General features: G+C 69.3%; 22 protein-coding genes. 13 read left to right on the top strand and 9 right to left on the bottom strand.

Annotation, left to right across the window (positions count from 1 at the left end; genetic code table 11):
* Positions 1 to 143 precede the first annotated feature (143 nt).
* The gene (gene ripD, locus DMB80_RS23880) at positions 144 to 761 is read left to right on the top strand and encodes an NlpC/P60 family peptidoglycan-binding protein RipD (protein WP_111512130.1); all 618 of its coding nucleotides are present in this window, start codon (positions 144 to 146) and stop codon (positions 759 to 761) included.
* A gap of 55 nt (positions 762 to 816) precedes the next feature.
* On the top strand, positions 817 to 2,655 hold the full coding sequence (locus DMB80_RS23875; protein ID WP_111512129.1) for a fatty acyl-AMP ligase: 1,839 nt from the start codon (positions 817 to 819) through the stop codon (positions 2,653 to 2,655).
* Here DMB80_RS23875 and DMB80_RS23870 read toward each other — a convergent pair.
* Entirely contained in the window at positions 2,652 to 3,182 is a 531-nt protein-coding gene (locus DMB80_RS23870) for a YdcF family protein (RefSeq protein ID WP_111512151.1), read from the bottom strand. The two genes, DMB80_RS23875 and DMB80_RS23870, sit on opposite strands and share 4 nt — an antisense overlap.
* A 168-nt stretch (positions 3,183 to 3,350) precedes the next feature.
* Here DMB80_RS23870 and DMB80_RS23865 point away from each other — a divergent pair, with 168 nt between their 5' ends.
* Entirely contained in the window at positions 3,351 to 3,845 is a 495-nt protein-coding gene (locus DMB80_RS23865) for a hypothetical protein (protein WP_111512150.1), read from the top strand.
* A 4-nt stretch (positions 3,846 to 3,849) separates the two neighbouring features.
* Here DMB80_RS23865 and DMB80_RS23860 read toward each other — a convergent pair whose 3' ends face one another.
* Positions 3,850 to 4,284, bottom strand: coding sequence for an MOSC domain-containing protein (locus DMB80_RS23860; RefSeq protein WP_111512128.1), 435 nt, complete (start codon positions 4,282 to 4,284; stop codon positions 3,850 to 3,852).
* A gap of 197 nt (positions 4,285 to 4,481) precedes the next feature.
* Here DMB80_RS23860 and DMB80_RS23855 point away from each other — a divergent pair, with 197 nt between their 5' ends.
* Positions 4,482 to 5,906, top strand: a complete 1,425-nt coding sequence (locus DMB80_RS23855; protein WP_111512127.1) for a hypothetical protein — start codon at positions 4,482 to 4,484, stop codon at positions 5,904 to 5,906.
* A gap of 50 nt (positions 5,907 to 5,956) precedes the next feature.
* On the opposite strand, the gene DMB80_RS23850 is transcribed toward DMB80_RS23855, so the two are convergent.
* Positions 5,957 to 6,709: an alpha/beta hydrolase family protein gene (locus DMB80_RS23850; protein WP_111512126.1), complete on the bottom strand. Its 753-nt coding sequence runs from the start codon at positions 6,707 to 6,709 to the stop codon at positions 5,957 to 5,959.
* A 69-nt stretch (positions 6,710 to 6,778) separates the two neighbouring features.
* Here DMB80_RS23850 and DMB80_RS23845 point away from each other — a divergent pair, with 69 nt between their 5' ends.
* The 3 genes from DMB80_RS23845 to DMB80_RS23835 are packed head-to-tail and all read left to right on the top strand — an operon-like array spanning position 6,779 to position 8,470.
* Positions 6,779 to 7,660: a TIGR03854 family LLM class F420-dependent oxidoreductase gene (locus DMB80_RS23845; protein WP_111512125.1), complete on the top strand. Its 882-nt coding sequence runs from the start codon at positions 6,779 to 6,781 to the stop codon at positions 7,658 to 7,660.
* Positions 7,661 to 7,715: 55 nt separating this feature from the next.
* Positions 7,716 to 8,084 (top strand): SpoIIAA family protein, encoded by a 369-nt coding sequence (locus tag DMB80_RS23840; RefSeq protein ID WP_111512124.1) that lies wholly within the window; start codon positions 7,716 to 7,718, stop codon positions 8,082 to 8,084.
* Positions 8,081 to 8,470: a DUF4267 domain-containing protein gene (locus DMB80_RS23835; RefSeq protein ID WP_111512149.1), complete on the top strand. Its 390-nt coding sequence runs from the start codon at positions 8,081 to 8,083 to the stop codon at positions 8,468 to 8,470. Before DMB80_RS23840 ends, DMB80_RS23835 begins: the two co-directional genes overlap by 4 nt.
* Here DMB80_RS23835 and DMB80_RS23830 read toward each other — a convergent pair whose 3' ends face one another.
* On the bottom strand, positions 8,471 to 9,016 hold the full coding sequence (locus DMB80_RS23830) for a methyltransferase domain-containing protein (protein ID WP_111512123.1): 546 nt from the start codon (positions 9,014 to 9,016) through the stop codon (positions 8,471 to 8,473).
* A gap of 4 nt (positions 9,017 to 9,020) precedes the next feature.
* The gene (locus tag DMB80_RS23825; RefSeq protein WP_111512122.1) at positions 9,021 to 9,365 is read right to left on the bottom strand and encodes a DUF3253 domain-containing protein; all 345 of its coding nucleotides are present in this window, start codon (positions 9,363 to 9,365) and stop codon (positions 9,021 to 9,023) included.
* A gap of 129 nt (positions 9,366 to 9,494) precedes the next feature.
* Between DMB80_RS23825 and DMB80_RS23820 the strand changes: the two genes are divergently transcribed.
* Positions 9,495 to 9,761: a hypothetical protein gene (locus DMB80_RS23820; RefSeq protein WP_046364217.1), complete on the top strand. Its 267-nt coding sequence runs from the start codon at positions 9,495 to 9,497 to the stop codon at positions 9,759 to 9,761.
* 60 nt (positions 9,762 to 9,821) lie between these two features.
* On the top strand, positions 9,822 to 10,106 hold the full coding sequence (locus DMB80_RS23815) for a hypothetical protein (RefSeq protein WP_111512148.1): 285 nt from the start codon (positions 9,822 to 9,824) through the stop codon (positions 10,104 to 10,106).
* A 57-nt stretch (positions 10,107 to 10,163) separates the two neighbouring features.
* Here DMB80_RS23815 and DMB80_RS23810 read toward each other — a convergent pair whose 3' ends face one another.
* Positions 10,164 to 11,123 carry an esterase family protein gene (locus tag DMB80_RS23810; RefSeq protein WP_111512147.1) on the bottom strand — a complete coding sequence of 320 codons (960 nt, stop codon included), beginning with the start codon at positions 11,121 to 11,123 and terminating at the stop codon, positions 10,164 to 10,166.
* A 188-nt stretch (positions 11,124 to 11,311) separates the two neighbouring features.
* Here DMB80_RS23810 and DMB80_RS23805 point away from each other — a divergent pair, with 188 nt between their 5' ends.
* Positions 11,312 to 11,563 carry a hypothetical protein gene (locus tag DMB80_RS23805; RefSeq protein ID WP_111512121.1) on the top strand — a complete coding sequence of 84 codons (252 nt, stop codon included), beginning with the start codon at positions 11,312 to 11,314 and terminating at the stop codon, positions 11,561 to 11,563.
* Positions 11,564 to 11,572: 9 nt separating this feature from the next.
* On the opposite strand, the gene DMB80_RS23800 is transcribed toward DMB80_RS23805, so the two are convergent.
* Both DMB80_RS23800 and DMB80_RS23795 read right to left on the bottom strand, forming a co-directional pair.
* Positions 11,573 to 13,132, bottom strand: coding sequence for an FAD-dependent oxidoreductase (locus DMB80_RS23800; protein WP_121497471.1), 1,560 nt, complete (start codon positions 13,130 to 13,132; stop codon positions 11,573 to 11,575).
* A complete protein-coding gene (locus tag DMB80_RS23795; protein ID WP_240431362.1) occupies positions 13,125 to 13,949 on the bottom strand; it encodes a carotenoid biosynthesis protein in 825 nt (274 codons plus the stop codon). The genes DMB80_RS23800 and DMB80_RS23795 overlap by 8 nt, the downstream gene beginning before the upstream one ends.
* An 88-nt stretch (positions 13,950 to 14,037) precedes the next feature.
* Between DMB80_RS23795 and DMB80_RS23790 the strand changes: the two genes are divergently transcribed.
* Together DMB80_RS23790 and DMB80_RS23785 are read left to right on the top strand one after the other, a co-directional pair.
* Entirely contained in the window at positions 14,038 to 15,171 is a 1,134-nt protein-coding gene (locus tag DMB80_RS23790) for a glycosyltransferase family 2 protein (protein ID WP_240431361.1), read from the top strand.
* Positions 15,168 to 16,664: a phytoene desaturase family protein gene (locus DMB80_RS23785; protein WP_111512120.1), complete on the top strand. Its 1,497-nt coding sequence runs from the start codon at positions 15,168 to 15,170 to the stop codon at positions 16,662 to 16,664. Before DMB80_RS23790 ends, DMB80_RS23785 begins: the two co-directional genes overlap by 4 nt.
* Here DMB80_RS23785 and DMB80_RS23780 read toward each other — a convergent pair.
* Positions 16,615 to 17,304, bottom strand: coding sequence for a CDP-alcohol phosphatidyltransferase family protein (locus DMB80_RS23780; protein ID WP_111512119.1), 690 nt, complete (start codon positions 17,302 to 17,304; stop codon positions 16,615 to 16,617). The two genes, DMB80_RS23785 and DMB80_RS23780, sit on opposite strands and share 50 nt — an antisense overlap.
* A gap of 45 nt (positions 17,305 to 17,349) precedes the next feature.
* Here DMB80_RS23780 and DMB80_RS23775 point away from each other — a divergent pair, with 45 nt between their 5' ends.
* Positions 17,350 to 18,168, top strand: coding sequence for a YihY/virulence factor BrkB family protein (locus tag DMB80_RS23775; RefSeq protein WP_111512118.1), 819 nt, complete (start codon positions 17,350 to 17,352; stop codon positions 18,166 to 18,168).
* Positions 18,169 to 18,675: the final 507 nt, after the last annotated feature.

Here is an 18,675-nt window from a genome sequence, read left to right as displayed (position 1 = left end):
GTCGGGCATCTGATTGATCCGCAGTCCTGCGACGACGTAAAAACACCCGCTCAGGTGGTGTAGAAGTGGTCATAGTGACTGTTGTTATCAATGTGATCAGTGCCATCCCTGGCGCTGACACCTCGGAAAGCGGTGAAAGTGTCATGCGAGCGGTTCGTGGGTTTGTCGTCGGAGTTCTCGGGCTGGCGCTGAGTCTTGCGCTGGCGGTCGGGGCGCCCGGCCTGGCAGCGGCTCAGCCGACGCGCTCAGCCACGAACCAGAAAGCCGTGGAAGTCGTCATCGCCCGCGCGCTGTCACAGCGTGGCGTGCCCTTCGCCTACGGCGGCGGCGGCGCGTCCGGGCCCAGCAAGGGCACGGCCGCCGCGCCCGCCGATCCCGCAGTCCCCGATCAGGCTGCGGCCGACGCTTCGGCACTGGACCTGACCACACCCGGGCTCAATCTGCCCGCCGCCACCACCCCGACGCCGGCGCCCCGGGTCGAGGTGGTGGGCTTCGACGCCTCCGGCCTGATGGTCTACTCCTACGCCGGAGTGGGCGTGAAGCTGCCGCGCTCGTCGGGCGAGATGTACAAGGTCGGCCAGAAGGTGATGCCGTCGCTGGCACTTCCCGGTGACCTGCTGTTCTACGGTCCGGACGGCACCCAGAGCGTCGCCCTGTTCATCGGCAACGGGAAGATGGTCGAGACCACCGACTCCGGCGTCGCCGTCTCGCAGGTGCGTACCAAGGACATGGCCCCCTACCTGGTCCGCATCATCGCCTGACCGATTGCGCGACAGAGGGATTCGTACCCGCAGGCAGGACGCCTAGGATACCGGCATGAGCCTTCGACCCGGACGGTCCGTCCCGATCGAGGCGGGCTTGCTGCAGATCGAGGACTGTCTGGCTCCTGACGGCAGTATCGACCTCCCCGACGACATCACATTCGTCTCGCTGATCAACCGCAACGTCGCACACGTCGGCGACGAGGTGGCCTACCGGTACCTGGATTTCTCCGGCCCCGCCATGCAGGTCCGCGAAATCACCTGGAGCACGCTCGGTGTGAGGATGGCTGCGATCGCCGCGCAACTCCAGCGCGTGACCGCCGCGGGGGAGCGGGTGGCCGTCCTGGCCCCCCAGGGACTCGACTACATCACCGGATTCTTCGGCGCGGTCAAGGCCGGCACGGTCGCCGTTCCGCTGTTCGCGCCCGAGTTACCCGGCCACGCAGAACGTCTCGATGTGGCACTGCACGATTCCCGCCCGACCACCGTCCTGACGACCCGGGCGGCACGGGAATCGGTGGTCGCGTTCCTGGACCAGATGACGGGACTGGACCGGCCCGCGATCATCACCATCGACGACGTACCCGACAGCGCGGCAACCGAGTTCGTCCCGACGAGCATCGGGGTCGACGACGTCTCACACCTGCAGTACACCGGCGGGGCCACCCGCGCGCCGGTCGGTGTCGAGATCACCCACCGGGCGGTCGGCACCAATCTGGTGCAGATGATCCTGTCGATCGACCTGCTGGACCGCAACACCCACGGGGTCAGCTGGTTGCCGCTCTACCACGACATGGGTTTGTCGATGATCGGGTTTCCCGCCGTCTACGGCGGCCATTCGACACTGCTGTCGCCGACTGCCTTCCTGCGCAGGCCCCTTCGCTGGGTGGAGGCGCTCTCGGCGGGGTCTGCGACCGGCCGCGTGGTCACCGCCGCGCCCAACTTCGCCTACGAGTGGACCGCGGCGCGGGGCGTACCGGCCGCCGGCTCGGACGTCGACCTGGCCAACGTCGTGCTGATCATCGGATCCGAACCGGTCAGCCGTGCTGCCATGGACGCCTTCACCTCGGCGTTCTCCGGGTTCGGCCTGCCCGCCACGGCTTTCAAGCCCTCCTACGGGATCGCCGAGGCGACGCTGCTCGTCGCGACGACCGCGCCCACAGCCGCTCCCCGCGCTCTCGCCGTCGATCGCTACGAGCTGGCCCGCGGCGTCGCGATCCCGGTTCCAGCCGACGAAGAGCGGGCGGTGACGCACGTGTCATGCGGGCAGGTGGCCCGGAGCCAGTGGTGCGTGATCGTCGACCCGGACACCGCCGGCGAGGTCCCCGACGGACGCGTCGGGGAGCCGTGGGTGCAGGGTGACAACGTCGGCCGCGGGTATTGGAACCGCGTCGACGAGACCCGCCGCGCATTCGGCGCGCACCTGGCGTCCACCCTTGCCACGGGTAGTCACGCGACCGGCGCCGATCTCAGCCGAACATGGCTTCGCACGGGCGATCTGGGTTTCTATCTCGACGGCGAACTGTATGTCGTCGGCCGCATCGCCGATGTCGTCGTGCTCGGCGAACAGCGCTATTCACCGCTGGATCTGGAGGCGACCGCCGCGGATGCCTCTCCGATGGTGCGACGTGGATACGTCGCCGCGTTCGCGATTCCCGGCGATCGTCTCGTGATCATCGCCGAGCGCGCGACGGGACTCGGCCGCAGCGACCCGGGGGCCGCCACCGAGGCCGTCACGGCCGCTGTGCTGCAACACAATCAGGCGCCGGTGAGCGACGTGCGGGTGGTCCCGGCCGGCGCGATTCCACGCACCACCAGTGGCAAGTTGGCCCGTCGCGCCTGCCGGGACGCCTACCTCGCAGGCGCCTTCGATCAGGTCACTGCCACCGACTAGGTGACAGAGACGAAGGGACTCAGGACATCCCTGACGAACTGCGTGACGTTGGTCTTCGGGTTGCTGTCCGGAAAGCTCACCGTGGCAAGCACATTGCCACCGGCATCGGCGAAATTGCCGTCGGCCCGGTCCTGGTGCGACGAGGAGGTCACCAGGATGATCCCCGACGTGCCGGCGTCGCGGGCCAGCGGCACCGAGAACTGCGCATTCTGCACAGTGCTGTTGGCTCGATCCTCGACGATGATCCTGTCGTCCGGAAGCCCCAGAACGCGCAGGGTCTTGCGCATCTCGCCGGCCTCTGTCCGCCCGTTGTGCGGGTTGCCGCCGGTCACGATCACCGGTGACTGCGGAAACATCTGCGCCACGGCGAGCCCGGTGAGCACACGGGTGTAGAGGATGGGCCGCATCGTGCCGTTGTCCTTGAGCCCGTAGCCCAGGATGACGATCGCCGGCTTCGAGAAGTCCTTCGCCACAAGGGGAGGGGCCGCCTGCGCGCTCGGGGCCACGCCGAGGAGCGCCGCGAGCATCGCCGTGAGCGCGACTGCCAGTCGCGCCGCGGCGCCAGAAGTGGTCACGATGGTTCATCGCCGCGCAGCCGCCGGGTATTACGGTCCGGTCTCGATGAACCAACGATGCGCCGACGATCCGCCGTCCTCGTTGGCGTGATGAGCGCGCACGTGGTCTGGTGGAAGGCGATGTCTTTTCCTCCCAGCACCCTTGCGCGTGCGGTTCTGGCCACCACCGCCGCCGCTGCGGCCCTGCTCGCGGCCGCGCCGTCGGCCTCTTCGGCCCCTGCGTCGGACAGTCAGGGGTACGTCGACTCCACCGCCCGGTGCGCGGCCCCGGCGACCGTCGTCGTGTTCGGCAGCACCTCGGGTTCTCGCGTGGCGATCTGCAAGAGCGCGGACGGCGACCTCGAATACCGGGGAGTGCGGGTCCGCGACGGCGCCAAACTGATCGCCCCGGCCTCCCAGTCCGCCGACGGCGCGTTCACCGCGGCCCAGGACGGAATCGAGTACATGGTGACCTCCGACGCGTTGGTCATCAGCGCCGGCGAGAAGGTCATCCGCGACGAGGAGATGCTGGACTTCCACCGACCCGGCTCCGCCGCCGCGACGCAGGCACCGAAGACCTCGAGCACGCCCTTGCCGCCCCCGTTGCCTGCCGAGGTGGGCGGCGACGGCAGCTGACAGGCTAGGAGGGCAGGATCGTCACCTCGTCGCCGACGCGCAGCGTGCCTGAGCTCAACAGCCGGCAGACGGACCCACCGCGCCGGGACATCGCGGCTGCCGCGCCGGGGCCGATCCAGTCGTCGAGCAGCCTGCACGGCGCGCTGAGCCGTACCACTTCGAGGTCGACATCTCCGATCCGGATGCGGGTGCCGGGCTTGGTCGGGATGTCACCGCTGTCGACGGTGATGTTGCGGCGGGTCGCGCCGGCGTCCACGGGCCGACCGAGTTGAGCGGCGGCGGCATCGAGCGCTTCGCGAGACTGGAGTGTCACGTGCCGGTGGCGGGTTCCGTGGTAGCGGTCGCCCACCAGCCCCTTGCCCTCGTCTGCGGTCACCGACTGCACTGACCGTGTCGGGATGCGCCGCCCGGGCGCCACGTGGATCTCGACGATGTGCACGGTTGGGGAGCCTACGCACCGCCCCGCGGCTCTGAATGGCGTCACGATTTGCTCATATTTGAGCCCTAATTAACTGACGTACCCGTCAGCAAATGTATAGGTGACAACATTTCCTTGCGTTTCAGTGGACAATTCATCACATTCTGGATACGTTTCTCGCGGTCGGGGCCACACACAGCAACTTGGAGGGTCGCGTCATGCGCACTACCGCACGTTCTTATGTCACCGCCGGCGTAGCCCTGATGGGGGCTGGAGTCATCTCCGCGACGCCGGTCACCCCGAACCTCGACCTGCAGATGAAGAGCTACGACGTGGGGCTCGTGGCCGCCACGCAGAGCTGCGCCGCGGGCAGCGCGAGCGCCCTGTGCGCGACACCGGCCGGGATTCCGTCGGCGACGACGTTCGCCACCACGACCGACAGCACGAACATTCTCAACATTCCGGCGAACCTGTTTATCGCACTGGCGAATACGCCGTACAACTTCTTCAACGCGTTGGGCGAGGGTGACGTCGCACTCGGCTCTGATCCCAACGGTGACTTCAGCTTCCAGCCCACCTACGAGGGAGTGACGCTGACCCAGCCGGAGGGCAGCGTCGTCGGCCTCGGCCGCAACCTGCGTTACACCGGGAACTGGTGGGTGTACAGCCAGACCAACATCCTGGGCACCGACCCGGCGGATCCGTCGCGGTACCAGGCGTTGACCAACGTGCTCGTGCCGTTCCCGGCACTGTCGGTGCCGCTGGGCAACATGGTGGCCGCGATCGCAGCCTCGCAGCTACCGATGGACACGGGGTGCACGGGAACCGGCCCCGGGGCGTGTGATCATCCCGAAGCCATTCTCAGCAAAATGTTCGACCTTCGTCATGTGGTCGCGCTGTTTTCGCCCGATGGCTACACCTATCCCGAGACGCGGGCCGGCATCACCTGCAGCGCCGACGGCCAGTGCTACGTCAAGGACGAAGACGGCCCCGAGGTGCCCTGGTCCGGCCAGACCGTCAAACTCGACGCGACCGCACCGTTCACCAGCTTCTACAACAGCCTGACCAAGACACCCGACTTCTCCGAGATCAAGCCGGTGACACCGCAATTCGTCGCGGGCAGCCTGACCAGCCTCGGGAACGGCCTCAACACCGACTTCAATCCGTTCGTCCTGGGCACGCAGTGCGCAGTGTGCGCGCCGTTCGTGCCCAACCCGGAGAACAAGCCGATCCCGGGGCCGGTGTTCACCGACCCCGACGCCTCGACCACGACGACGCTCGCGGCCGGTGAGAAGACCGCCGCGCCCGAGACCACGACAGCCACGAAGTCCGTCGAGAAGGCAGACGACACGGCCACCGAGACCCCCGCCGCGGCGGACACGACAGAAGCTGCGTCGGACACGACCGAGAGCACGAGCACCACGTCGGGCGGCAAGCACCGTAAACCCACTGCCACCAGCACCACGATCAAGCAGGTGCGGGACTCGATCAACACCACCGTCTCGAAGGTGACCGACAGCCTCACCAAGAAGCCGAAGGCCACCGAAACGAAGACTGAATCGAAGACCGAGTCGAAGACCGGGTCGACCTCCACGTCGAGCGCCAAGAGCGGCTCCTCGGCCAAGGGCGGTTCCGAGGACTGACCGCGGCGCGGGCGGGCGGCGTGATGCGCGCCGCCCGCCCGCGACCACGCTCAGAGGTAGGGGTCGGCCCAGGCGCTGATGATCCGTGCGGCACGGGCCGCCTGGTTCTTCTCGGTCAGAAGGTGGTCGGCACCCTCCAGAGAGACGAAACTGCGGGGATGCCGTGCGGCACGGAAGATGTCGCTGGCGTTGCCGATGCCGACGGTGTTGTCGGTGGGCGAATGCATGACCAGCAGCGCACGTTTCAGGGTCTTGATCCGCTCCCGTAGGTCGGCGTTGCGGACGTCCTCGATGAAGTGCCGTCGCAGGGTCAGCGCCTTGCCGCCGATGAGAAGCGATGCCTCACCGTCGGATTCGATGCGTTCGACCAGCGCGTCGTAGATGTGTTCTACGTGAGCCGGTTGGAACGGGGCACCGACACTGGCAACCGCCGTCACCGTCGGGCACTCATGGGCGGCCGCGATGGCGGCCGATCCGCCGAAGGAGTGGCCGACCAGCAGCCGCACCTCGCGCTCGCTGTCGTTCATGAACTCGACCGCGCGCACGGTGTCGGCGACCTTGTGGGAGAACGATCCGTCACCCCAGTCACCTTCGGAATGGCCGAGGCCGAGATTGTCGAAGCGCAGCATCCCGATGCCTTCGCCGGCCAGTTGCTTGCACATGCGGCTGGCCGCCGGGCAGTCCTTGCCCAGTGTGAACCCGTGCGCGAAGACGCCCCAGCCACGGACCTCGCCTTCTGGTGCGTCGATCAGTCCGGCCAGTGCCGGACCGCTGCTGCTGGGGAACTTCACGCGTTCTGCCACGCCGCCATCCTCTCAGTTCATTCGGTGACGCATCCTGGTGAGGGACTGCCGACGGGAGGAGACCTGACAATGAAGGTGCGGTTCGGAGTCAGCATGGGCACCGATGTGGGCCCGGAGGCGTTGCCGGATGTCGTCGACCGTCTCGAGGACGAGGGGGTCGATTCCCTGTGGTTTTCCGAATTGGTGTACTCACCGGCGATCGATCCGACGGTCGGCATGTCGTTCGCCCTGGCCCGTACCCGGCACCTCAAGGTGGGGACGTCGGTGGCGGTCCTGCCCGGCCGTCATCCGGTGCTGGTCGCCAAGCAGTTGCTGTCGATCGCAGCGCTGGCTCCCAAGCGGGTGCTGCCGGTGTTCGGCTTGCGCTCGGCGCTACCGGTCGAGCGTGACCTCTTCGTCGTTCCCGACGGCAAGCGCGGCGCGGTGTTCGACGAGTCGCTGATCCTGCTGCGACGTGTGCTGCGCGAGGACGTCGTCTCGTTCTCCGGGGAGTTCTTCTCGGTTCGCGACGTCGAGATCGCGCCGAAACCTGCTGAGCCAGTCGACGTATGGCTCGGCGGGTCGTCGCCGGCGGGGTATCGACGCATCGGTACCCACGCCGACGGGTGGTTGGGTAGCTTCCTCACCCCTGAGGAGACGCGCGCTGCACTTATGGAGATCCGCGCGGCCGCAGAGAAAGCCGGGCGGCGCGTTCCCGACGACCACTTCGGCATCAACGTGGCGGTCGGCACCGGCGACCTTCCGAGCTCGGTGCAGGCGGCGGTCCGGGCGCGACGGCCCGATGTCGATCCTGCGGAATTGGTCGCCCCCGACTGGCCTGCGCTGCACGCGATGCTCGACGGCTACATCGACGCGGGCCTGACGAAGTTCGTCATCCGCCCGCTCGGCTCGGCCGGCACGGCGGGCTTCCTGGACAGGTTCGTCAAAGAGCTTCTGCCGCGCCAGAATTGATGCCACAAACGGTGAATGCACCCGGCGGGACGCCGCACGTGCCACACTGCCAACTGTGATCGAGTTTCTCTCGGACCTGCCGCCGGGCGTGGTGGGATTCCGGGTGTCGGGCCGCCTCGACGGTGCAGAACTGCGTCACGTGCAGCCCCGGCTCGAGCAGATGCTGGCGGCGGGGGAGATTCGGCTCGTCGAGGTCGTGGCCGATGACTACGAGGGATTCGGGCCGGGTGGTCTGGCGCAGGATCTTCGGCTGGGGCTCGATGTGGTGATGCATCATCACGGTGCGTTCCGCCGCATCGCCGTGGTCACCGACAAGGACTGGGTGGTGCATGCGCTGCACGCCTTCGCGTGGATGGTTCCCGGCGAGGTCGCGCTCTTCCCGCTCGCGGAGCTGGACGCGGCGGCCAGGTGGGCCGCCGCATGACGCGCCGAACACTCGACCGCGCCGCCGTCGTCGCAGGCGGCATACGTCTCACCTCGGGCGTCTGGTTTCTGGTCGACCCGCTGCGGGCGAACCGCTTCTGGGGCGATCCGGCAGATCCGCCTCCGACCGCGCGGTTGCTGCTGCGCTCGATGGGCTATCGCGATGCGCTGATCGGCGCGCTGCTGGTTTCCGCGGCGGTGTCGGGGCGCGATACTCGCGGCTGGTTCCTCGCCTCGGGCGGCGCCGACGCGGCCGATCTGCTCGGCGGGATGAGTGTGCACGATCATCTGAGTCGCTCGCAGCGGCTGATCGGACTCGGCGGCGCGGTGGCCGGTATCGGCGTCGGGGCGTGGGGAGCGCTACGGCCCCGTCGTTCCCGCGGGTGATCAGCGCCGGCCCAGTAGCCACGCCCGACCGTCGCCCTCACCGGTGGCGATCACGTCGAGATCGGCGAACGCACGGGTGAGTTCGCCGGCCGGTGCCCGATACCGGCCCGGGGCTGCACCGACCTCGCTGAGCACGCTGACGGCGAGCAGCCCGCCGCGCGCCACCCGATCGACCATCGCCTCGTACAGCGCGGGCGCGCGAAACATGTTGCACAGCAACACGTCCACGGCGTCGCCGGGCGGCAGGCCATCGTCGAGATCGGCGACCGTGATGTGGCAACGCTGCAGGCAGCCGGCGGAAGCGGCCAGCGCCCGCGCCGCCTCCACCGCGGCGGAGGACACGTCGTAGGCACGAACCGTCAGTCCGTGCTGCGCCAGCCACACGGCGGCGGTGCCACGCCCGCACGCGAGCTCGAGCGCCGTACCGGAGCAAGGCACCAGGTCGGCGAAAGGGCGGAACGAGGTCGGCAGCCCGCTCTCGTCGACGCGGAGCGGGGGTAGCGACCGGTAGCGCTCCTCCCACCGGAGCCGATCGTCCTCGGACACGCCGTCATGGTAGGTCGGCCGCCCGGATGCGGATCGGGCCGCGCCACTCGCCGCCAGGATCGAGAACCTCACCGCGCTGGGTGATCTGCACGAGGCCGCGGCGCGCGAGGCTGCGGGAGATGTCGCGGGCGGCATCCATGGCGGTTCGCCAGTCCGCGCCGCCGACCGCGCGGGCCGCATCTGACGGGCAGGTGCTGCTGCCTGCGCCGCGGTGACCTGCCAGAGCGCAGATCGCAGCCTCCAGTCGACGCTCGAGTGGCCCCTCGTCCAGTGCGACGCGGGCGACACCGGCGTGCGGTCCTGGCCCGTCTGCGATGGTCTCCAGTTCTGTGCGCAGCCGGTCGGACATCGCTCCAGTGAAGCAGGTGCATCCTGTGAGGTCTGCCACACCAGGCGTTTAACCGCGGCGGGGAGAGGCTAGTAATCAGCCGTACTCAGTGTCGGAGGGCCGGCCAGGCCCGAAAGGGGAGTTACACCGATGAAGTTGACTCACGTTCTTGCCAGCGCAGCCGTGTTCGGCGGCCTCACCGCGGGCGCCCTGGGTGTCGCCGGTTCTGCCGCCGCACAACCGGGCTGGACGCCGCCGCCGGTCCCGCCCGCCGGCCCCGACGCCGGTACCGCACCGGCCTCGGCCCCGCCGAAGCCGGTCGACCCGACCTGGGCCGCCGGCAATCCGCAGGTGTGGGATGAGGGCTGGCAGCACTGGGGTGTGTGGCTGAATGGCGTCTTCGTTCCGACCTACTGATCGACCGAGCACGATGCGATGGCCGCCGCGGATCCCACGGGTCCGCGGCGGTCTGCTGTCATGAGCACCGACGACGACGGGCACTACGTCGTCATCAAGGGCAGGAGGTGGCGAGCCACCGACCCCGCTATCCCGAAACCCCGCCGAGACGAGCTGACCCACATCCTGATGGCGTGGCGCCGCGAGGTGCGGCGCACGCTGGGAACACCGCAGGAAGCCGCTGCGCGCGCGGGCGTGCAGGCATCCAAAGTGGCTCTGGGCGAACGAGGTTCGCCGCCGTGGTGGGAACAGTCCGCCGATGAACGCCGCGCCCGGTGGGAGGCTCCGGTGGAAGGGCCCGAATGAAATGAACCGGCCGCAATGGTTTCCCGTTGCGGCCGGTCCTGATTGTGGATCTGCGCCTCAGGCTCCCAGAGTGCGCTGGATGTCGGGCTTCATGGCGTTCAACTGCGCGCCCCAGTAGCCCCAGCCGTGAGTGCCGTTGGCCGGGAAGTTGAACGTCGCGTTGCGGCCACCGTCACCGACGTAGGCCTTCTGGAACGCCCGGTTGCTGTCGCCGGTGATGCCCTCCAGCACCTGACCGGGGATGTCACCGCCGCCGCCGAGGTCACCGGGCCGTCCGTTGCCGGTGTAGATCCACAGCCGCGTGCCGTTGGCGACCAGCCGCCCCGCCTGCAGCGTCGGATCGTTGCGCTGCCATGCCGGCCCTCCGCCGGGGCCCCACATCGCGGTGGCGTCGAACCCGCCTGCGTCACGCATCGCGAAGCCGACCAGCGTCGGCCACAGCCCCTGTGACAGGTTCAAGAACCCGGACAGCGATGCGGCGTAACTGAATTGGCCGGGGTGATATGCGGCGAGGATCAGTGCGGCACTGCCTGACATCGACAGACCGACGACAGCGTTGCCGCTGGGCGAGATGCCCTTGTTGGCCGCCAGGTAGGCGGGCAGCTCCGAGGTCAGGAAGGTCTCCCACTGATAGTTGTACGTGGTGCCGTTACCGACCGCCGGGCCTTGCCAGTTGGTGTAGAAGCTGGACATGCCGCCGACGGGCATGACCACCGAGAGGCCGGATTCGTAGTAGTTCTCGAACGCCGCGGTCTCGATGTCCCAGCCGCTGTTGTCGTCGCGGGCGCGTAGCCCGTCGAGCAGATAGACCGCCTTGGGGCCGCCGCCCTGGAACTTGACCGGAATGTCGCGACCCATGGCCGCCGACGGAACCATCAGCGTCTCGACGGGCAGGCCCGGCCGAGAGTAGGCCGCGGCGGTTGCGGATCCGCCGACAACTGCGACGAGCCCTGGCAGCAGCAGCGCCACCATCGCGCCGGCGAGCAGCCGACGTCTGAATGCGAGCAGATACCTCATGTGTTCGTGTGCCGTCCTCTCCACCGCGCGCCCTGCGGCGCGCGTCCCGGGAACTGTCAGCGGTCGGCATGCAAGCCGAGGCGATGCCGTTGCTTTACATCGCACCCGCGTCGACTACTTCGTCACGTGACGTATCGGTGTTACGGGTGTGAAGGTTTCGTCACATTTCGCCAGGGCATCCGATCGCCATGACGGTGACGAGCGAACACGTACACGAGCTGCTGGCTGCTGACTCCGATGCGGTCCTGGTGCTGATCGCGGGCCGCGTCGAGGTGATCTCGGGCGCCGACATCGAAGGTGATGACTACCGCGGCGCGCTCGAGGTGATCTCGCGGGCGGATCTGCTCGAGCGCACCGGAGGGGAGGCCGACCTCGATGACAGTGAACTGGCGGCCCAGGCCGCGGCGCTGGACACCGCCATCACAGAACTCGGCGGCTGACGTCAGCGGTCAGCGTGTGGCCGGTGCCTTTCCACCAATTCTCGGCACGCCCGCGAGAAGGCCACGCTGGGGCACGCCGAGGATCGGTTCGACGGCCACGCCGAGTTCGGTGAGTACGTCGTTGGCGGCCAGCACGCCCGACATCGCCGAGCGTTCCATGAGCCCGGACAGGTAGGGGGTGTCGACGTAGTCGCCGGCCACCCGCAGGCCTCGTGCGTCGGTGCGCACCGTGGGCCGGGTGCCGGCAGAGCCGGGTGGGAACGCGGGCGCGGTCGCTTCGAGTCGGTCATGGGTGTGCACGATTCGCGCCGTGGCGGTCTCGGGCCACAGGGTCGCCAGTTCCTTGCGCAGGGCGGTGGCGGCGGTGTCGGCGTCGGGCAGGCGGCACGAGTAGGAGTGCAGTTCGACGATGGACCCGCCGGTGGCGCGCGCCCAGTCCACGCTCGGCTCTTCCAGACGCGAGTACACAGCGATCGAGTCGAGCGTCGGCTGTCCGCTGACGGCGCTGAACGGTGCCCGGTCCGCCGCGACATCGCGGTCGTACCAGATGCGACTGACAGCGAAAGGCGGTGCCACGGAGAGGTTCTCGCAAGACTGCACCAACCGGGGGGCCGCCTGCGCGGTCCCCGGCGATCGACTCATGACGTCTTTGAGGGCTCCGGGATCGAGCGCCATGATGACGTGCCTGGTGTCGATGGTTCCCGCCGTTGTGGTGACCCGCCAACCGTGGCCGTTCGGTTCGACGGATACGCACCCGGTACTCATCTGGACGTCGGCGCCGTGGCGGTCCAGGTGGCGGTGTAGGGGATACCAGATCGCCGTGGCGTAGTCGGTGGACGGGACGTCGAAGCCGATGCCTTCGGGGTTGCCGAGGAAGTAGTAATGGAACATCGCGATCAGCTCGGCTGCTGAGAGCTGACCCTGATTGCAGAAGAACGACCGCGCGAAGGCCTCGAACAACATGCTGCGGCTGCGCGCGGTCATCCCGAAGCCGTCGAGAAACGCCGCGGCGTCGATGTCGTCGAAGTCCGTGTACGTGCTCGCCCGGTCGTATGCCAGCAGTGCCCGGCCGGTGTCGGCGTCGGCTCGCAGCAGCTCACGGCGCGTCAGGCTCTTGGACCGCAGCGCGAGAGCCAACAGGTTCAGCGGGGGAGCGGCGGGCAGCCCGGAGAGGTCTTCGGCGGGCCACTCGGCCGAGATCACCGGATAACTCTTGACCGGCGCGAGAAATGACAGCGCCGGATCGGCACGCCGCAGGATCGCCCGCCATGTGTAGTAGTGCCGGAAGAAGGCGTGGAAACCGTGCTCGATGATCTGCTCGGCGCCGTCGGGCAGCCGCTCCGGCCAGGCTCCCAACCGGCCGCCCAGATGGCCGGCCGCCTCGAGCAGAGTGACCGCGACGCCGCGCTCGGCGAGCACCACCGCAGCCGAGACACCGGCGATACCACCGCCGACGACGACGGCCTCGGTGCCGGCGGGTACCTGCTTCGGCTGCAACGGATCCGCTACCACCAGGCGGCGGGGCCGCATGCGCAGCGGCGCAGCGCGACTGGTCATGACGTCACTCATCAGGGCGGCTCCTTGCCGTCGATCGGTCTGCGCGGGCCCGGCTGAACACCCGGGCCGCGAAAGGCACCGCGACCACCCCCATCAGTAGTCCGCCGGTGATCGCCGAGCCGGGCAAGCCGAAGAACACCGCGTGCGCCAGCACTGACGAGAAATAGACCCACAGGTAGAGCGCCGACGCGGGCCTCGAATCCGCCGAGTGGTCACCGGACGGCAGGAGCAGGTGCAGGGCCACCATCATCGCCGTGGAGACCAGGAGCCAGCCGCCGTAATTGGTCAGCGGTATCCCGGGAATCAGCGGCAGCGTGTAGGTGGCGTCGAACCATCGCCAATGGCCCGCCGCGACCATCTGCGGATCGAGGAAGACGTCCCATGCCGTCAGCGCGTACGCGGCCACGGCCACGACGGCGGGGCCCCGCCGGGCCAGGGTGCGGCCCACCACCAGAGCCGGCCACGCCATCATCACCCAGGCCATCGGCACGATCACTGGGACGCCGAGGACTTCTGGCCCGAGGGTGCCGGTATAGGTGTAGCGGCCGAACGGAATTCCGCTCGCGACGCCGACTGCTTCGGCGATGAGGCCGCCTCCGCCTGCCACGCCTGCCAGCGTCAGCGCGCCGCGCAATCCGTGCACGCGCCCGACGTCGGCCAGGGAAGCGAGAAAGAAGATCGCGACGCTGCACACTGTCACCGGGGTGCGCCACGCCTCCGGCATCAGCGGATAGACGATCTGGACGACGACCGCCGAGGCGACGAGTGCCCACACCGCGGGTCCCCAGCGCACCGGCGAAGCGTGGGCGCTGGGCACCGCTACCGCCACCCGCCGAACCTCCGCCTCGAGAGTCTGTCTGACCGTGCGGCCCGTGTCGCCGCCGCTGCGCCACCGCCGAACTGCGTAGAGTTTGCAGGTGCCCGATGCGCGCCTTGCCGAAATCCTACGCGCCGCGACGGCGCTCGGATCGGCGCTCGCCGTGGTGGGCACGATGCACGAATTGGTGAATCTGCGGGTGTTGCGCCGGCCGAGCGATCACCCGGAACCGGTGGCGTCGGCTGTCTCGGTGTTGATCCCGGCCCGCGACGAGGCGCACCGCATCGCTGCGACGATCCGCTCGGTTCTCGCGCAGCAGAGCCTGCCGAACATGGAGATCCTGGTGCTCGACGACGGGTCGACCGACGGCACGGCCGATGTGGTGCATCGCGCCGCCGGTGGTGATCCCCGGGTGAAGGTGCTGACGGGTTCGGTGCCGCCGCTCGGCTGGCTGGGCAAGCCACATGCGTGCGCGCAGCTGGCCGAGGCGGCCCGCGGCGACATCCTGGTCTACGTCGACGCCGATGTGGTTCTCGCGCCGACGGCCGTCGCGGGGGCCGCCGAGATGCTGCAGAGGCAGCACGCCCCGGATCTGGTCAGCGTGTGGCCACGGCAGGTGGCCGCAGGCGCCCTGGGCCATCTCGTCCAGCCGCTGCTCGCGTGGTCGTGGCTGACCACCGTGCCGCTGCGGATCGCCGAACGGTCGCGGCGGCCGTCCCTGGCGGTGGCCAACGGGCAGTTCCTCGCCATGCGGGCGGACGCGCTGTCCTGCGCGGGCGGCTGGGCCGCGGTGCGCGACGCCGTGCTCGACGACATCGGACTGGCGCGCGCGGTGCGGATCAGCGGTGGACGAACCGGTGTCGTCGACGGCTCCGCTGTCGCCACGTGCCGGATGTATGCCACCGGACGCGAACTGAGCGCGGGTTACCGGAAGTCACTGTGGGCCGCGTTCGGATCGCCGGCCGGTGCCGCGGCCGTCGGGGCGGCACTGTGCCTGGTGTACGTCCTGCCTCCTGCCGCAGCGCTCACCGGTTCGAGGATCGGGGCGCTCGGCTACGTGGCGGCCGTCGCCGGCCGGTTGCCGGCCCGGCGCTGGTGCGGCCGCGGCGGCGCGGGGGATGTGCTCGACGCCGCCGGCCATCCGGCGTCGGTGGTGGCTCTGCTCGGGTTGTTGATCTCGTCGTGGTTCGGCCGGCGGCGCGGCACCCTGCGGTGGAAGGGCCGAGCCGTATGAGTCGCGTGGTCGTGATCGGGGCCGGCCTGGGCGGGTTGGCCGCAGCGGCACGGTTGGCCGCGCTCGGCCATCAGGTCACGGTGTGCGAGGCCGCCGGGACCGTCGGCGGCAAGCTGGGGGTCGTTCAGCGCGACGGCTTCACCTTCGACACCGGCCCCTCCCTGCTGACGATGCCGGATCTGCTCACGGAGTTGTTCACCGCCACCGGCGGCCCGTCGGACCTGGCCGTCGAGCGCGTCGACCCGGCGTGTGCGTACCGCTTCGCCGACGGCACCGAGCTGACGCTGCCTCACGACCCGGCAGCGGTGCAGACCGCGATCGACGACGCACTGGGCCAGGAGGCGGGGGAGTCCTGGCGGCGTCTGCACGGACGAGCCCGGCGGCTGTGGGAACTGGTCGGAGAACCTGTTCTGCGCCAACCTATTTCACTGCCAGCCCTGGCCAGGATGAGCGTGCGGCCGGCCGACCTGAAGGCGGTCGCGCCGTGGCGCACGATCGACGGCCTGGGTCGGTCCACGTTCGCCGATCCGCGGTTGCGGATGTGGCTGAACCGCTACGCGACCTACTCCGGGTCCGACCCGCGGCGCACCCCGTCGGTGCTGGCGGTCACGTCGTTCGTCGAGCAGGAGTTCGGCGCCTGGTACGTCCCGGGTGGCCTGCGCCGGATCATCGAGACGCTCGCCGGACGCTGCGCCGAGCTCGGTGTCGAGATCCGGACCGATTGCCGCGTCGACGCAGTGGTCACCGGCGGCGGGCGGGTGTACGGCGTGCGCTGCGGCGGCACGACCGTGCCCGCCGATGTGGTGGTCAGTGACGCCGACGCCAGAGTTCTGTACGAGACGCTGGCCCCTGCGCCGGCGCGGCTCGCCCGGCGGTTGCGCCGGACGCCGCGCTCGATGGCCGGTTTCGTCACGATGCTGGGGTTGTCCGGTCGGGAGCCGGGCGCCGCGCACCGCATCTTCTTCCCCGGCGACTATGACGCCGAGTTCGATGCGATCTTCGGCAGGCGTCCGGCGCCGGTCGCGGATCCGACGGTGTACGTGCACGCGCCCGACGACCCGGCGCTGCGCCCCGACGACGACACCGAAGGCTGGTTCGTACTGGTCAATGCGCCGGCCCATGACCCGATGGGCGGGGTGGACTGGGACGCGCCGGGGCTTGCCGAGAGGTACGCCGAGCGAATCCTCGATGTCCTCGCCGAGCGCGGCGTGAACGTTCGCCCCCGACTGCGCTTCTCGGAGGTCATCACGCCGGCCGATCTTGAACGCCGTACCGGCGCTCCCGGCGGGGCGATCTACGGCACCGCGTCCCACGGTCCACGGGCCGCGCTGCGTCGACCGGCCAACCGCAGCCCGATTCCCGGCCTGTTCCTGGTCGGCGGGTCGGCACATCCGGGCGGCGGCATCCCGCTGGTGCTGATGTCGGCCGAGATCGTCGCGGGACTCATCGGCCCGGCGGGAACGACACGGGCATCGACCGGCGGATTCCGTTGAGCAGCTGCGCCATCCCGACCACGCCGACCGCGGTCCACACGATCGTGAAGACGCTGGCCCACTGCCAGCCCGGCCCCGGCGTCCCGCCCGGGAACACCGCGACCGCACCTGCCGCCATCGCGACCACGATCAGGCGGGTCGGACGTTCGGCGACGGTGACCGCGCCGACACCCGGCATGCCGACGGCCTGCGCGCGGGCCCGCACGTACTCGAGCAGGAGCACCGACGTCACCGCGGCGAGCACCCAGCCGAGCGGGGCACCCAGCGCCAGGAGCACCGCGCCGAGCAGCAGATCGCCGATGCGATCGGCAACCGAGTCGACGAGCGCGCCGAGCGGACGGGCCCGTCCGGTGCGCAGCGCGACCGCGCCGTCGAGGCCGTCCAACACGCCGGCGACCAGCACGAGTGGGACGACGAGCGCCGGCCATCCGGGTCCGGCGACAACACCCCAGGCCGCGGCCAGCGCGAGTGCGCCGGCCAGCGACAGGACGTCGGGCGGAATCCGGGAGACGGGCCCGCCCGACAGCGCTCGCATGATGCGCAGCCAACCGCGGACCACCCGCGAGGGCTGCACGCCGCCGTGCAGATCTGACCACCCCGCGTCGTCGCAGCCGCGCCCAGCGGGTATGTCAGAGACCATGCTTTCAGCCTGCCAGCGCTGCCCGGGACCCGTGGGTGACATGCCGTGAGTCGATTGCGACAGTTCGCCTCCGGCGTCCGAACGACGTTTCCGGGCAGCGATCTCGCGTTGTGGGCAGCCGGCGCCACCTATTTCGGCGTCATCGGTCTGGTGCCACTGGCGCTGGCGGCGCTGTGGGCGGTGGGCGCGCTGGCGGGGCACGACACGGTCACCGCGGCGATGGGCGCGGCGATCGACGGGTTGCCCGGCGGTCACGGCACCCCGGAGGCGTTGCGCACGCTGACCCGGGTGGCGCTGTCGATGTCCTGGGTGCAGGCGCTCGTCGTGCTGTTCCCGGCGAGTCTGTACGGGGAGGGTCTGCGTCGCGCGTTCGTGCAGATGTCCGCGGAACCGGATTCGCTGACGGGGTGGCGCGGCCGGGCCGGGTTGTTGGGTGTGGCGGCGGTGGCCCCGTTTCTGGTGCTGGCGGTGTTGCTGTCGGCGCCCTATGTCGGGCCGCTGTACACAGCCGGCGGATGGTCGCTGGTGTGGGGTGTGTTCGTCGCCTTCCACATCGTGTGGGTGACCGTGTCGACGGCGTTGCTCGGGGTCTTCGGGCTCATCGGGCCCGGCCGCATCGGGTGGCGGGCGTTGGCGATCGGCGCGTTCGCCACCGGATCGATTCTGTCGGGCTTTCTGCAGGGCTTCGTGTTGTTCCTGGCGATCCCGATCCCGTGGTCGGCGCCGTTCGGTGGTCTGCCGATCATCGGCGCGGTGACGGCGTTGGCGCTGTGGCTCTACATCATGCACATCCTGGTGCTGTGTGGCTTCCGGGCCACGGTGGTGCTCGACCAGATGAACCGGGCCTCTCACCGAGAGAGCTGACGTGGGGCCGTGTGATGCCTCAGGACATCGGTGACAGTTGGTGTATCAGGACTTCGGTGACGGTTGTCGATCTTGGCGCGGGCCGCGTGCTTGGTCGTTGCCGACGTATGTCACCCCGGGTGCGAGGCGACCGCCACGGCCCGCTGTTTGACCTCTACACCCAGTTGTGACGGGCTGGACTTCGGCCGTCGCGTCCGAGGCTTCAGTGCCGCGGCCGGCCCATCTGACATCACGCGTGCACGCAACTCGTGAACGACTTTCGCGAGATTCCCTGCAGTGTCACCGATGTGATGAGGCAGAACTGTCACCGATGTCCTGACAGATGACGACGGTCGGACCGCTCAGAGTTGTGTCTTGAGTCAAGAAGGTGGCATGTTTTGGTTGGCGAGGTAGGCCTGTTTGGGGGTGTGGTCTGCTAGTGCTTGGTGGGGTCGGATGGTGTTGTAGATGATGCGGAATCGGTGAACTTCCATGTCGAGGGCGTCGCCATCGCCGATGTAGCCGCGG

It is taken from the genome of Mycobacterium kyogaense (assembly GCF_003254575.1).
Classification (GTDB): domain Bacteria; phylum Actinomycetota; class Actinomycetes; order Mycobacteriales; family Mycobacteriaceae; genus Mycobacterium; species Mycobacterium kyogaense.
Note: the sequence above shows the minus strand (reverse complement) of the source record. Positions and strands in the feature narration are given on the sequence as shown.